Origin of the sequence: Amycolatopsis mongoliensis (assembly GCF_030285665.1) — a bacterium.
Lineage (GTDB): Bacteria > Actinomycetota > Actinomycetes > Mycobacteriales > Pseudonocardiaceae > Amycolatopsis > Amycolatopsis mongoliensis.
The window spans coordinates 8,800,694-8,813,648 of the sequence record NZ_CP127295.1; the positions used below are offsets into that span (position 1 = coordinate 8,800,694).

At 71.6% G+C, this 12,955-nt stretch carries 12 protein-coding genes; 9 read left to right on the forward strand and 3 right to left on the reverse strand.

Annotated elements, in window-relative coordinates:
- The first annotated feature begins 105 nt into the window (after positions 1 to 105).
- From QRX60_RS42325 to QRX60_RS42340, 4 genes are all read left to right on the forward strand, one after another.
- Positions 106 to 585 (forward strand): hypothetical protein, encoded by a 480-nt coding sequence (locus QRX60_RS42325; protein WP_285997091.1) that lies wholly within the window; start codon positions 106 to 108, stop codon positions 583 to 585.
- Between the two features lie 511 nt (positions 586 to 1,096).
- Positions 1,097 to 1,867, forward strand: a complete 771-nt coding sequence (locus QRX60_RS42330) for a choice-of-anchor P family protein (RefSeq protein ID WP_285997092.1) — start codon at positions 1,097 to 1,099, stop codon at positions 1,865 to 1,867.
- 4 nt (positions 1,868 to 1,871) lie between these two features.
- Positions 1,872 to 2,432 (forward strand): class F sortase, encoded by a 561-nt coding sequence (locus tag QRX60_RS42335; protein WP_285997093.1) that lies wholly within the window; start codon positions 1,872 to 1,874, stop codon positions 2,430 to 2,432.
- Positions 2,433 to 2,667: 235 nt separating this feature from the next.
- Positions 2,668 to 3,216, forward strand: coding sequence for a DUF1062 domain-containing protein (locus tag QRX60_RS42340; protein WP_285997094.1), 549 nt, complete (start codon positions 2,668 to 2,670; stop codon positions 3,214 to 3,216).
- Between the two features lie 20 nt (positions 3,217 to 3,236).
- Here QRX60_RS42340 and QRX60_RS42345 read toward each other — a convergent pair whose 3' ends face one another.
- Genes QRX60_RS42345 through QRX60_RS42355 form a run of 3 tightly spaced genes read right to left on the reverse strand, consistent with a single transcriptional unit; the run spans position 3,237 to position 6,615 of the window.
- Complete coding sequence (locus QRX60_RS42345) at positions 3,237 to 3,983, reverse strand: succinate dehydrogenase/fumarate reductase iron-sulfur subunit (RefSeq protein WP_285997095.1); 747 nt, start codon at positions 3,981 to 3,983, stop codon at positions 3,237 to 3,239.
- Positions 3,980 to 5,908, reverse strand: a complete 1,929-nt coding sequence (locus QRX60_RS42350) for a fumarate reductase/succinate dehydrogenase flavoprotein subunit (RefSeq protein ID WP_285997096.1) — start codon at positions 5,906 to 5,908, stop codon at positions 3,980 to 3,982. Before QRX60_RS42350 ends, QRX60_RS42345 begins: the two co-directional genes overlap by 4 nt.
- Positions 5,908 to 6,615, reverse strand: coding sequence for a succinate dehydrogenase cytochrome b subunit (locus QRX60_RS42355; protein ID WP_408630175.1), 708 nt, complete (start codon positions 6,613 to 6,615; stop codon positions 5,908 to 5,910). The genes QRX60_RS42350 and QRX60_RS42355 overlap by 1 nt, the downstream gene beginning before the upstream one ends.
- An 82-nt stretch (positions 6,616 to 6,697) precedes the next feature.
- Here QRX60_RS42355 and QRX60_RS42360 point away from each other — a divergent pair, with 82 nt between their 5' ends.
- The 5 genes from QRX60_RS42360 to QRX60_RS42380 all read left to right on the forward strand — a co-directional run bounded on the left by QRX60_RS42360 (position 6,698) and on the right by QRX60_RS42380 (position 12,955).
- The gene (locus tag QRX60_RS42360) at positions 6,698 to 7,645 is read left to right on the forward strand and encodes a LysR family transcriptional regulator (protein ID WP_285997097.1); all 948 of its coding nucleotides are present in this window, start codon (positions 6,698 to 6,700) and stop codon (positions 7,643 to 7,645) included.
- Between the two features lie 23 nt (positions 7,646 to 7,668).
- Complete coding sequence (locus QRX60_RS42365) at positions 7,669 to 9,237, forward strand: amidase (RefSeq protein WP_285997098.1); 1,569 nt, start codon at positions 7,669 to 7,671, stop codon at positions 9,235 to 9,237.
- A 133-nt stretch (positions 9,238 to 9,370) separates the two neighbouring features.
- Complete coding sequence (eno, locus tag QRX60_RS42370) at positions 9,371 to 10,654, forward strand: phosphopyruvate hydratase (RefSeq protein WP_285997099.1); 1,284 nt, start codon at positions 9,371 to 9,373, stop codon at positions 10,652 to 10,654.
- Between the two features lie 46 nt (positions 10,655 to 10,700).
- On the forward strand, positions 10,701 to 12,149 hold the full coding sequence (locus QRX60_RS42375; protein WP_332845800.1) for a phospholipase D-like domain-containing protein: 1,449 nt from the start codon (positions 10,701 to 10,703) through the stop codon (positions 12,147 to 12,149).
- A gap of 35 nt (positions 12,150 to 12,184) precedes the next feature.
- Complete coding sequence (locus QRX60_RS42380; RefSeq protein ID WP_285997101.1) at positions 12,185 to 12,955, forward strand: isocitrate lyase/PEP mutase family protein; 771 nt, start codon at positions 12,185 to 12,187, stop codon at positions 12,953 to 12,955.

Consider the following 12,955-nt stretch of genomic DNA (forward strand, 5'->3'; position numbering starts at 1 on the left):
TGATCGTAAACCTGGAGTTCCTCCAGGACGGTGATCGCTCGATCCGGTGAAGTGGTTCGCCGGGGCGAGGTCTCCGGGTACTCCCTCCGAAACGAGGAGGACACGATGCCCGACAACGAACTCCCGGGGTTCTTGATCATCGGCCTGATCTTCGTGATCGCCGACGGCCAGATCCTCTACCGCGGCGGCCGCCGCTACCTGGGCGGCCCGGACGACGGCGAAGGGACCGGGTCGATGGCGTGGATGGTGGTGACGGTCTTCCACCTGGTCGCGTTCGGCGTGCTGGCCCTGCTGTCGGTGGTGGGCCCGGGCTGGTCGGGCTCGACGGCCGCCCTCGTCGGCCGGCTGGGCGTGTTCCTGCTGCTGCTGGCGGTGGCCCACGGGCTGACCGTGGCGGTCCTCGGCCGGCGGCGGCAGGACACGATCGTCGAATCCCATTATCAGGACCGGGAGACCGACGGGTACGTCCAGCCGGCCGGCGAGGTGGGGATCGAGCAGCCGACCGTGACGCCGGTGCCCGGGCAGGGCGGGCCGCCGCCGCGGGTCAGCCCGGACCTCGGGAGCCACGGCCCCTACCGGGCTTGAGCGCCGGCCCGGCGTGCGCGCCGCCCGGCCTTTCCCGGCGGTGTCGTGAATGACTCATTCACTTCGTCCGAAGACATGAATGAGTCATTCACGTCGTCGGGCGGCGGCGCGAGCCGAGAGCGCGTGTCGCGAATGACTCATTCGGGACCTCCCCGGGGGCCGGCGGCGGCGAGCCAAACGACCGTGGTGGTCACATCACCCTGCGTGTCCACCGCCGCCCGTCCAGGTAATCACTCGTCCGTGTCTGATCCGCGGCCGAACCGCCTCGAATGCCGCAGTGCGCACTACTCCGCGTCCACACATTCGGAAAACCCGCGCCCTCGAGTGACCGCTTAGTGTCGTCCCCGCACCCGAAGATCACGTTTCGCGCACCACCGAAATCCCCGCCACCGCAAGGAATCCTTGCCCCGGGTAGCGATTTTGATAGCGTGGCCGGGCTTTCCCTCGCCGCCGGGTCACGTCCCGATACGGCGTCTCCCCCGTTTTCCGTTCCGGCGAAAGGACTTTCTTCATGCGCACGACCCTGCTCCGAGCCGGGAGCCTGGCCGGGGTGACCGTCGCCGTTCTCGCCGGCTCCACCGCTGTCGCCACCGCCGACGACGCCGTCACCGGGTCCGCCTTCGGCGCGTCGGCGAGCGTCACCCTCCTGCCCGGGGTCCTCACCGACGGCAAGGGGATCACCGTCGACACCGGGCAGCTGGCGAAGTCGAGCAGCGCCGGCCCCGCCGAGGCGAGTGTCGCCGACGTCCCGCTCAAGGGTCTCGTCACCGCGAAGGCCATCAGCAGCTCCGTCGTCGACGGCGCCGGGTCGGTGGCCGCCAAGGCGAGCGTCGCCGAGGTGACGCTGCCGCTGCTCGCCGCGGCCGCCGGGCGCGTGCCGTCGATCCGGCTGATCAGCGCCCGCTGCGGGTCGGCCGACGGGCACGTCACCGGCAGCAGCGACCTCGCCGGCGTCAACCTCGGCCGGCTCGGCACGCTGCCCGCCGCCACCTCGCCCAACCAGAAGCTCGGCATCCCCGGTGTCGCCGAGGTGACCGTCAACGAGCAGACCCAGCGCTACGACGGTTCCCTCGAAGTGACGGCCCTGCACGTCAAGCTGCTCGGCGGCAAGACCACCGGCGCGCTCGGCAGCGGTGACGTCAAGCTCGCCTCCGTCACCTGCGGCCCGTCGAAGGAACGCGCCCCCGAGGCGCCGCCGCGCCCGACCGGGCCCGGGCAGGTCGTCGTCGTCCCCGCCGGTGCCCCGCAGACCGGCGACGGCAGCCTCGCCACCGAGGGCTGAGGCGATGCTGCGCCGCGCCCTCCTCGTCGCCGTCTCCGCGCTGCTGCTCGCCGGCTGCGGCGCCACGGCGACCCCTGCCGCCCCACCGCCGGCACCCGTCTCCGCCGGCCTGACGCGGTCCCTGCCGACCGCGCTCGACGTCCCCGCGATCGACGCGAAGTCGACGCTGGTGTCGCTCGGGCTCAACCCCGACCGCACCGTCGAGGTGCCGCCGGTGGACCAGCCGCTGCAGGCCGGCTGGTACGAGTACGGCCCGACGCCCGGCGAGGTCGGGCCCGCGGTGATCCTCGGGCACATCGACGGCGACCACCGCAAGGGCATCTTCTGGCGGCTGCACGAGCTGAAGCCGGGCGATCCCGTGCACGTCGACCGCGCCGACGGCGGGAAGCTGACGTTCGAGGTGACGAAGGTCGACCAGATCGCGAAGAAGGAGTTCCCGACGGAAGCCGTCTACGGCAACACATCCGACGCCGAGCTGCGCCTCATCACCTGCGGCGGCAAGTACGACGCGGCGAACCGGAACTACCTCGACAACGTGATCGTGTACGCCAAGCTCAAGAAGTGACGTCGAGCCGGGTCGGCGGTAAGTGAACGCTGACCCGGCCCCCGACGAGGGCACGCGAAAAATCGGTGGAACGACACCGCCGCGCGCCCTTATGGTCCTCCGAGCCCCATCGCCTGGCCGAAGGACCGCCGTTGTACATCGCGTGAGACACCCCGAGTGCTGAATCGTCGCGCGTCGCGCCTGTGCGCCGCGCCGCTTCCTGCTGCGGACTTCTCACGGAAACCGGTGTACCCCTGTGCTCGTCAACTGGGTCGTCGTACCCACCTGCCTGCCGATCGTCCTCCGCCGCTGCCACGTGTGCGCGGCCGGACGGTTCCGGGCCAACGGCAAATTTCGCGTCAACGCCAACCACAAGCTCATCGACGCCTGGCTCCTCGCGCTCTGCACGGCGTGCGGGGACACCGTGAAGCTCACGGTCCTGGAACGCGTGAACGTGCGTTCCGTCCGGCCCGAGCTGCTGGACCGGCTGCACGGCAACGATCCCGGCCTGGCCGCCGAGCTCCTCCGGGACCCGGTGTTGCGGCGCCGCAACCGCATCGCCCTCGACTGGGACGGTGCGTGGCGCCTCGACACCGGCGGATCGGACCACCTGGACCGCGAGGTGGTCGACGTTTCGGTCCGCTTCGGCGCACGGATCCCGATCCGGCCGGCGAGGCTGGTCGCCGAAGGGTTCGGCCTTTCCCGGGCCGAGGTGGAACGGCTGATCGTGGAAGGGAATCTCGTGTCGGCGTTCCGGCTGAGCGGCAAGCTGTCCGGCGATTTCACCTTCACGCTCAAACGCTGAACCCCCCGGGGGCGAGCCGCTCAGCCGCGGCCGGTGCGGCTCGCCTTCCGGAACTCCCGGTTGAGACTCGCGATGCTCGCGAACGGGATCCCCTTCGGGCACGCCGCCACGCACTCGCCGGTGTTCGTGCACCCGCCGAACCCCTCCGCGTCCATCGTGTCCACCATGTCCAGCACCCGGCGGGCCCGCTCCGGCTGCCCCTGCGGCAGCAGGCTCAGATGGGTCACCTTCGCCGCCGTGAACAGCGTCGCCGAGCCGTTGGGGCACGCCGCGACGCAGGCGCCGCAGCCGATGCACGTCGCGTTGTCGAACGCCAGGTCCGCGTCCGGCTTGGGGACCGGGGTCGCGTGCGCGTCCGGGGCACTGCCCGTCGGGGCGCTGACGTACCCGCCCGCCTGGACGATCCGGTCCAGCGCCGACCGGTCCACCACCAGGTCCTTGATCACCGGGAACCCCTTGGCGCGCCAAGGTTCCACGTCCACCACGTCGCCGTCGGCGAAGGACCGCATGTGCAGCTGACAGGATGTCGTGCGCTCGGGTCCGTGCACCTGCCCGTTGATCACGACGCCGCACGAGCCGCAGATGCCCTCGCGGCAGTCGTGGTCGAAGGCCACCGGTTCCTCGCCGTGCGCGATCAGCTCCTGGTTCAGCACGTCCAGCATTTCGAGGAAGGACATGTCCGGGCTGACGTCGTCGACCGGGTAGGACACCAGCCGGCCCTCGGTGGCCGGGCCGGCCTGCCGCCAGATGCGGACGGTGAGTTTCATGTGTAGCTCCGCTGGGTCGGGTGGACGTGCTCGAAAGTGAGGTCTTCGCGGTGCAGCACGGGTTTCTCGCCGTACTCCCACGCGGCGACGTACGAGAAGTGCTCGTCGTCGCGTTGCGCCTCGCCGTCCGGGGTCTGGTGTTCTTCGCGGAAGTGCCCGCCGCAGGACTCCTCCCGCGCGAGCGCGTCGATCAGCAGCAGCTCGGCCAGCTCCAGGAAGTCCGCCACCCGGTTCGCCTTCTCCAGCTCCTGGTTCAGCTCCGCCGCGGCGCCGGGGATGCGGACGTCCCGCCAGAACTCCGCGCGCAGCTCCGGGATCCGGTCCAGAGCCTTGCGCAGTCCTTCGCGGCTGCGGGACATCCCGCAGTGGTCCCACATCAGCAGGCCGAGTTCGCGGTGGAACGAGTCGACAGACCGTGTCCCCCGGACCGAAAGCAGCCGCGAGATCCGGTCGCGCACCTCGGTTTCCACCCGCGTGACCTCGTCGTGGCCCGGGGAGACCTCGTCCAGCCGGGTCCCGCCGAGGTAGTCGTTGAGGGTGGCCGGGAGCACGAAGTAGCCGTCGGCGAGACCCTGCATCAGCGCCGACGCGCCGAGCCGGTTGGCGCCGTGGTCGGAGAAGTTGGCCTCGCCGATGACGAACAGCCCGGGGATCGTGCTCTGCAGGTCGTAGTCCACCCACAGCCCGCCCATCGTGTAGTGGATGGCCGGGTAGATCCGCATCGGCGTCCGGTAGGGGTCCTCCGCCGTGATGCGCTGGTACATGTCGAAGAGGTTGCCGTAGCGGGCTTCGATCGCCGGGCGGCCCATGCGCTCGATCGCGTCGGCGAAGTCCAGGTAGACGCCCAGGCCGCCGGGCCCGACGCCCAGCCCCGCGTCGCACACGTTCTTCGCCGCGCGCGACGCGATGTCCCGCGGCACCAGGTTGCCGAAGCTCGGGTACAGCCGCTCGAGGTAGTAGTCGCGCTCGTCCTCGGGGATCTCCGCGGGCGGGCGCGTGTCGCCCTTCCGCTTCGGCACCCAGATCCGGCCGTCGTTGCGCAGCGACTCGCTCATCAGCGTCAGCTTCGACTGGTGCTCCCCCGAGCGCGGGATGCACGTCGGGTGGATCTGGGTGAAGCACGGGTTCGCGAAGTACGCACCGCGTTTGTGCGCCCGCCAGATCGCGGTGGCGTTCGAGCCCTTGGCGTTGGTGGACAGGTAGAAGACGTTGCCGTAGCCGCCGGTCGCGAGGACGACGGCGTCGGCGAGGTGCGTCTCGATCGCCCCGGTGACGAGGTCGCGCGCGACGATGCCGCGCGCCCGTCCGTCGACGACGACCAGGTCGAGCATCTCCGTCCGCGGGTGCAGCTCGACGTTGCCCGCGTCGATCTGGCGGGACAACGCCTGGTAGGCGCCGATCAGCAGCTGCTGCCCCGTCTGGCCGCGCGCGTAGAACGTCCGCTGCACCTGCACGCCGCCGAACGAGCGCGTGTCGAGCAGGCCGCCGTACTCCCGCGCGAACGGCACCCCCTGGGCCACGGCCTGGTCGATGATCTGCGCCGACACCTGCGCCAGCCGGTACACGTTGGACTCCCGCGACCGGAAGTCGCCGCCTTTCACCGTGTCGTAGAACAGCCGGTACACCGAATCGCCGTCGTTGCGGTAGTTCTTCGCCGCGTTGATCCCGCCCTGCGCCGCGACCGAATGCGCCCGCCGGGGCGAGTCCTGGAAGCAGAACTGCACCACGTGGTAACCCTGCTCGGCCAGCGTCGCCCCGGCCGACCCGCCGGCCAGCCCGGTGCCCACCACGATCACGCGGTGCTTGCGCCGGTTCGCCGGGTTCACCAGCTTCGCGGCGAACTTCCGTTCGTCCCACCGGTTCTCCAGCGCAACGGCGGGCGCCTTGGTGTCGGCGATCGGGTCGCCGGTGCGGTAGTCGCTCATCAGTCCACCAGTCCCGTCATGACCGCGACCGGGACGAGCGCGTAGCCGCCCGCGATCACGACCGCCGTCGTGCTGCCGAAGATCTTGATCGCCCGTTCCCGCTTCGCGCTGGTGACGCCGAGGGTGCGCGCGGCACTGGCGAAGCCGTGGTGGATGTGCAGGCCGAGCATGACCAGGGCCACGAGGTAGATCAGGTTCACCCACCAGACCTGGAAGTCCGCGACGAGGTTGTGGTACGGGTCGCCCGGTACGAAGTCGCGGTTCACCGTGCCCACGGTGAAGTCGAGGATGTGCCAGACGACGAACACCGCCAGTGTCGCGCCGCCCCAGCGCATCGTGCGCACCGCGAAGGTCGCGCGCACCGGGCGCCGGTGGACGTAGCGCACCGGGCGCGCCCGCAGGTCGCGCCGGACCAGCTGCACCGCCGCCGTGACGTGCAGGACCAGCGCCACGAGCAGGACGACGCGCTGGATCCAGAGGAACCAGGCGTAGGGCAGGACCGGTTCGCCGATCGTGCGCAGCCAGTGCGCGTAGTGGTTGAGGTCGACGGCGCCGAGGAACGTCTTGAGGTTGCCGACCATGTGCGCGAACACGAACGCGAGCAGGAGCGCGCCGCTGACCGCCATGACGATCTTCTTGCCGATCGTCGAATCCCAGAACTGGCGGAAGGTCGAGCGGCGCCGCCGCACCGCGAGATCGTTTGCCACCCGACCGACGGTAGGAGCACCCCCATCAGAGGTCAAAGACATCATGACTCTGCACTCGATAGCCAACGGCTATCATCGAGGGATGCAGCTGCACCAGCTCGCCTACTTCGTCGCCGTCGCGGAGCACCGGCACTTCACCCGCGCCGCCGAGGAGATGCGGGTCGCGCAACCCTCGCTGTCGCAGCAGATCCGCACGCTCGAGCACGACCTGGGCGCGCCGCTGTTCCACCGGATCCGCGGCAACGTCTCGCTCACGGAGGCCGGCGAAGTCCTGCTGCCGATCGCGCGGCGGATCCTGGCGGAGACCGAATCCGCGCGGCTCGCGATCCGCGAACTGGACGAGCTGGACCGGGGCCGCGTGCGGCTCGGCGCGCCACCGAGCCTGTGCACGGGCCTGCTGCCCGCGATGCTGTCGGCGTTCCGCCGCCGGTACCCGGGCATTCAGCTGGAGCTGCACGAAAGCGGGTCGGGCGACCTCCGGCAGCGGCTGGCCGAAGGCGCGCTGGACCTGGCGCTGCTGGCCGGTGCGCGGACCGCGGGCGACCCCCACCTGGCGGCGACGCCCCTGCTGCTGGAGGAGCTCGTCGTGATCTCCCCCACGGACGCGCCGGTGCCGCACGCGGGCGCCCGGCTCGCCGTCCACGAGCTCGCGGACGTCCCCCTGGTGATGTTCCGCCGCGGCTACGACGTCCGGGAAGCGACGGTCAACGCCTGCCGCGCGGCCGGGTTCGAGCCGTCGTTCGCGATCGAGGGCGGTGAGATGGACGCCGTGCTGGAGCTGGTGCGCGCCGGCGTCGGGTCCGCGGTCGTGCCGAGCACCGTCGCGGGTGAACGGTTCCTGATGACGCGCTTCGCACCGGAAGCCGGCATGACCCGGATCGTGCAGCTGGCCTACCGCAAGGAGATCGAGCCGACGCGGGCCGTCCGGGCGCTGCGCACCGCGATCGTCGGGTTCGTGGCCGACCGCGCGAGCCTTCCGCCCGGTATCGAGTCCCTTGTGGACAGAGGCGCCCGACCAACGGGGGGTTGACCACCGCCGCGTTCAGGAGTCCGATGGACGCCGTGAATCGCCTGCGCTCGGCCGCCGTGCTCGTCGTCCTCGCCGGTTCCCTCCTGGCCCCGGTCCCCGCCGCCGCCGACACCGGCCTGGGTTTCGACCTGGACGCGGCCACCATCCCCGAACTCCAGCAGCGGATGGACCACGGTGGCCTCACCGCCGTCCGGCTGACGACGGCCTACCTGCACCGCATCGACGCCCTCGACGGCAAGGTCCGCTCGGTGCTCGCCGTCGACCCGGGCGCGCTGCGCGCCGCCGCCGCCAGCGACGCCCGCCGCCGCGCGCACCACTCGCTCGGCCGGCTGGACGGGATTCCGGTGCTGCTCAAGGACAACATCGACACCCACGCGCAGCCGGCGACCGCGGGGTCGCGAGGCCTGCCGCGCAGCCGCCCGGCCGCCGACGCGGCGCTGGTCGACCGGCTGCAGCGCGGGGGCGCCGTCATCCTCGGCAAGACCAACCTCTCCGAGTGGGCCAACTTCCGGTCGACGCATTCGACGTCGGGCTGGTCCGGGATCGGCGGCCAGACGAACAACCCCTACGTCCTCGACCGCAACCCGTGCGGCTCGTCCTCGGGCTCCGGCGCCGCCGTGGCCGCCACGCTGGCCCAGGTCGCGATCGGCACCGAAACCGACGGCTCGATCGTCTGCCCGGCCGGCGCCAACGACGTCGTCGGCGAGAAGCCGACGCTCGGGCTCGTCAGCCGGACCGGCGTCGTGCCGATCTCCGCGGAGCAGGACACCGCCGGGCCGATGGCGCGCCACGTCGTCGACGCCGCCGTCACGCTGTCCGTGCTGCAGGGCCGCGACCCGGCCGACCCCGCGACGGCGGCGATTCCCGCCGGGCAGCCGCAGGACTACGCGGCGCTCCTGCACCCGGGTGCCCTGCGCGGGGCCCGGATCGGTGTCTGGCGGCTGGCCGGCCTGGACGCCGACGTCGACCGGGTCGTCGGGGACGCCGTCCGGACGCTGACCGCCCGCGGGGCGACGGTGGTCGACGTCGACCTGCCGTACCAGGACCGGATCGGCGCGGCCGAGACGCCCGCGCTGCTCACCGAGTTCAAGCGCGACCTGAACGCCTACCTCACGCACCGGCCGGGCCACCCCGCCACGCTCGACGAGCTGATCGCCTTCGACCGGCGCGACCCGGTGGAGCTGTCGAAGTTCGGCCAGGAGCTGTTCGAGCAGGCCGCGGCCGCGCCCGGGCCGCACGATCCGACGTACCGGCAGCAGCGGGCGACGGCCACTTCGCTGGCGCAGCGGTCGATCGACGAAACGCTTTCCCGGCTGCACCTGGACGCGATCGTCGCGCCCACCAACAGCCCGGCGTGGAAGACGGACTACGCCACCGGCGACGCGTTCGTCCTCGGCTCGTCGACCCCGGCGGCCGTCGCGGGCTACCCGAACGTGTCGGTCCCGGCCGGGTTCGCGGGTCCGCTGCCGATCGGCGTTTCGTTCTTCGCCGGCCGCTGGGCCGACGCCCGCGTGCTCGCCTTCGCCGCGGCGTTCGAACGCGCCGCCCCGGCACGCCGGGCCCCCGCCTTCCTGCCCACGCTCGGCTCCTGACGTCCTCCCCGCCGCGAGCGAGTACCGAGGTGAAATAGGCCTTATCGATTCAGACACCCTCTGCTAGCCTCCGTCCCGGACCCGCGCACGGCAGCGCCGCCGGCGCCCCTGGGGAATTCTTCGAGGAGCTGAGATGACGGCAATCGCCCGTGTTCGTGGTCGCGAGGTGCTCGACAGCCGGGGCAACCCGACCGTCGAGGTGGACGTCGTGCTGGAAGACGGCTCGCTGGGCCGGGCCGCCGTTCCGTCGGGTGCCTCCACCGGCACGCGGGAAGCGGTCGAGCTCCGCGACGGCGACCCGGCACGCTACCACGGCAAGGGCGTGCGCAAGGCCGTCACCGCGGTCAACACCGAACTCGCCGAAGCGGTCGTCGGGCTGAACGCCGAAGCGCAGGCCGAGGTCGACGCCGCGCTGATCGCGGCCGACGGGACGGCGAACAAGGCCCGGGTCGGCGCGAACGCCACGCTCGGGATCTCCCTGGCCGTCGCGAAGGCGGCCGCGGCGGCGAACACGCTGCCGCTCTACCGCTACGTCGGTGGCGTCTTCGCCCACCAGCTGCCGATGCCGATGATGAACATCGTCAACGGCGGCGCGCACGCCGACAACCCGATCGACTTCCAGGAGTTCATGATCGGCCCGGTCGGCGCGGAGACCTTCGCCGAGGCCGTGCGGATGGGCTCGGAGGTGTTCCACACGCTGCGCGCGTCGCTGAAGAAGGCCGGGCACGGCACGAACGTCGGCGACGAAGGCGGTTTCGCACCCAACCTCGCCTCGGCCGACGAAGCGCTCGAGTTCGTCGTCCGCGCGATCGAGGAAAGCGGCTACACCCCCGGCGAGGACATCGCGCTGCTGCTCGACCCGGCCGCGTCGGAGTTCTACGCCGACGGCGTCTACGACTACCGCGGCGAGGGCCGCAAGCGCAGCGTCGAGGAGCACGTCGCCTACCTCGCCGAGCTGACCACGCGGTTCCCGATCGTCTCCATCGAGGACGGCCTCGCGCAGGACGACTACGACGGCTGGAAGCAGCTCACCGACGGCATCGGCGACCGGGTGCAGCTCGTCGGCGACGACGTCTTCTGCACCAACGTCAAGCTGCTGCGGGACGGGATCGACCGCGGGATCGCCAACTCGATCCTGGTCAAGGTCAACCAGATCGGCACGCTCACCGAAACGCTGCTCACCGTCGACACCGCGCACAAGGCGGGCTACTCGGTCGTGATGTCCCACCGCTCCGGCGAAACCGAGGACACCACGATCGCCGACCTCGCCGTCGCCACGGGCTGCGGCCAGATCAAGACCGGATCGCTGTCCCGCTCCGACCGCACCGCCAAGTACAACCAGCTCATCCGCATCGAGGAGGAGCTCGGCGCCGAGGCCCGGTACGCCGGCCGCGCCACCCTCCGCGGCGCCCGCTGAGCCACTCGATCGGCGAACCGCGCCGATCTGTAGTGCCATGGGACGGGTGACGACGTTTCACTCTTTCCTGGACAAGGTGGACGAACGACTGGGCGACGGGCTCGAGCACGTCCTGTGCGCGCACCACCGGAGACGGCTGCGCGACCTCGGCTGGGGTGACGTGCTCGAGCCCGGCGGCGACCGGTTCGGCGGCCGGGCCGCGGTCCGCGACGGCAACCACGTCGAGGTGCTGATCGACGGCGAAGAGGTGCTGCCGGCGATCGAGGACGCCATCCGGCGGGCGAAGTCCCACGTGCACATCGCCAACTGGCACGCGAGCGCCGACTTCCGACTGACGCGCGAGCCCGGTGCCCTCAGCCTGCGGGAGCTGCTCGCCGAGACCGCCGACCGGGGCGTCGACGTGCGGGTGCTGCTGTGGGCCGGGCCGCCGGTCCCGGCGTTCAAGCCGACGCGGGGCCTCGCGCAGCGGGAGCAGCGGAAGCTCACCGACGGCTCGGCCGTGCGCTGCGTGCTGGACTCCCGCGAGCGGACCATGCACTGCCACCACGAAAAGCTCGTGATCGTCGACGACGCGGTCGCGTTCGTGGGCGGCGTCGACTTCACCGCGCTGGAGGGCGACCGCCACGACAGCCCGGACCACCCGCCGCGGCCGATCGGCTGGCACGACCTGGCGTCCCGGCTCGAAGGACCGGTCGTCGCCGACGTCGCGGACCACTTCCGGCGGCGGTGGACGGAGGTGGCGGACGAGGACCTGCCGGAACCGAGCGTGCCCGGGCCGGCCGGCGGCAGCCGCGTCCAGCTGCTGCGCACGGTGCCGAACAGCACCTACGACTTCGCGCCGAAGGGCGAGTTCACGATCCTCGACGGCTACCTGCGGGCGCTGCGGTCGGCGCGCCGGCTCGTCTACCTGGAGAACCAGTTCCTGTGGTCGCCCGAGATCGCCGAGGTGCTCATCGACAAGCTGCGCACTCCGCCGGACGACCGGTTCCGCATGGTCCTGCTGCTGCCGCGCAAGCCGAGCAACGGCGCCGACACCACCCGCGGTCAGCTGGGCCGGCTCGTCGACGCCGACGGCGGCAACGGACGCCTGCTCGCGGCGACGATCAGCGCGCACGACGGGGACGCCTCCTCCCCCGTGTACGTGCACGCGAAGGTCGGCATCGTGGACGACGAGTGGCTGACCGTCGGGTCGGCGAACCTCAACGAGCACTCGCTGTTCAACGACACCGAGGTCAACATCGCGACCGACGACCACGAGCTGGCCCGCTCGACGCGGCTGCGTCTGTGGGCCGAGCACCTCGGCCGGGACGTGGGCGAGGTGGACGGCGACCCGGCGGACGTCGTCGACCACCTCTGGCGGCCGGTGGCCGAGGAGCAGGCGGAGCGGGAACGCCGGGGCGAGCACCGGACCCACCGGCTGGTGCTGCTGCCCGGGGTGTCCCGGCGGGCGGGGCGGTTGCAGGGACCACTGCGCGGACTCCTGGTCGACGGCTGAAGCGAAGATCGGCCGGCGGCCCTAGATTGGGCGGCATGACCTCCACCGCCGAAAAGGCCACCCGGCTGCAGGAGCTGCACGCCGCGCCCGAGCTGCTGCTCGTCGTCAACGTCTGGGACGCCATCACCGCCAAGGTCGTCGCCGAGACGCCCGGCACGCACGCGCTCGCCACTCCCAGCCACGGCATCGCCGCCTCGCGCGGCTACCCGGACGGCGAAAAGATCCCGCGCGACGAGATGATCGCCGAGGTCGCGCTGATCGTGCGGACGGCGGGCGACCTGCCCGTCACCGCCGACCTCGAAGCCGGCTACGGCGATCCCGGCGGCACCATCGCCCGGGCCATCGAGGCCGGGGCCGTCGGCGCCAACCTCGAAGACCGGATGAAGCCCCTGGGCGAAGCCGTGAAGGCGGTCGAAGCCGCCGTCGAAGCCGCGCAGAAGGCCGGGGTCGACTTCGTGCTCAACGCCCGCACCGACGCCTTCCTCAAGACCGACCCCGAGACCGCGCTGACCGAGGCCATCACCCGCGGCCGCGCGTATCTCGATGCCGGCGCGTCCAACTTCTTCGTGCCCGGCAAGCTGGACGAGGCCCAGGTCGCCCGGCTCGTCGAAGAACTCGGCGAACGCAAGATCAACCTCATCGGCATCCCCGGCTCGATCCCCCTCAAGCGCGCGCAGGAGCTCGGTGTCTCGCGCGTGTCCTACGGCCCGTGGAGCCAGAACGTCGCCCTGACCGCGCTGGCCAAGCTCGCCGAAGACGTCTACGCCGGCGGCGGCCTGCCCGCCGACACCCGGAAGCTCAACTGA

Coding starts and splice junctions, on each gene's coding strand:
- QRX60_RS42330 (WP_285997092.1), top strand. CDS start 1,097: ATGCGCACGACCCTGCTCCGAGCCGGGAGCCTGGCCGGGGTGACCGTC.
- QRX60_RS42380 (WP_285997101.1), top strand. CDS start 12,185: ATGACCTCCACCGCCGAAAAGGCCACCCGGCTGCAGGAGCTGCACGCC.
- QRX60_RS42360 (WP_285997097.1), top strand. CDS start 6,698: ATGCAGCTGCACCAGCTCGCCTACTTCGTCGCCGTCGCGGAGCACCGG.
- eno (WP_285997099.1), top strand. CDS start 9,371: ATGACGGCAATCGCCCGTGTTCGTGGTCGCGAGGTGCTCGACAGCCGG.
- QRX60_RS42335 (WP_285997093.1), top strand. CDS start 1,872: ATGCTGCGCCGCGCCCTCCTCGTCGCCGTCTCCGCGCTGCTGCTCGCC.
- QRX60_RS42325 (WP_285997091.1), top strand. CDS start 106: ATGCCCGACAACGAACTCCCGGGGTTCTTGATCATCGGCCTGATCTTC.
- QRX60_RS42350 (WP_285997096.1), bottom strand. CDS start 5,908: ATGAGCGACTACCGCACCGGCGACCCGATCGCCGACACCAAGGCGCCC.
- QRX60_RS42345 (WP_285997095.1), bottom strand. CDS start 3,983: ATGAAACTCACCGTCCGCATCTGGCGGCAGGCCGGCCCGGCCACCGAG.
- QRX60_RS42365 (WP_285997098.1), top strand. CDS start 7,669: ATGGACGCCGTGAATCGCCTGCGCTCGGCCGCCGTGCTCGTCGTCCTC.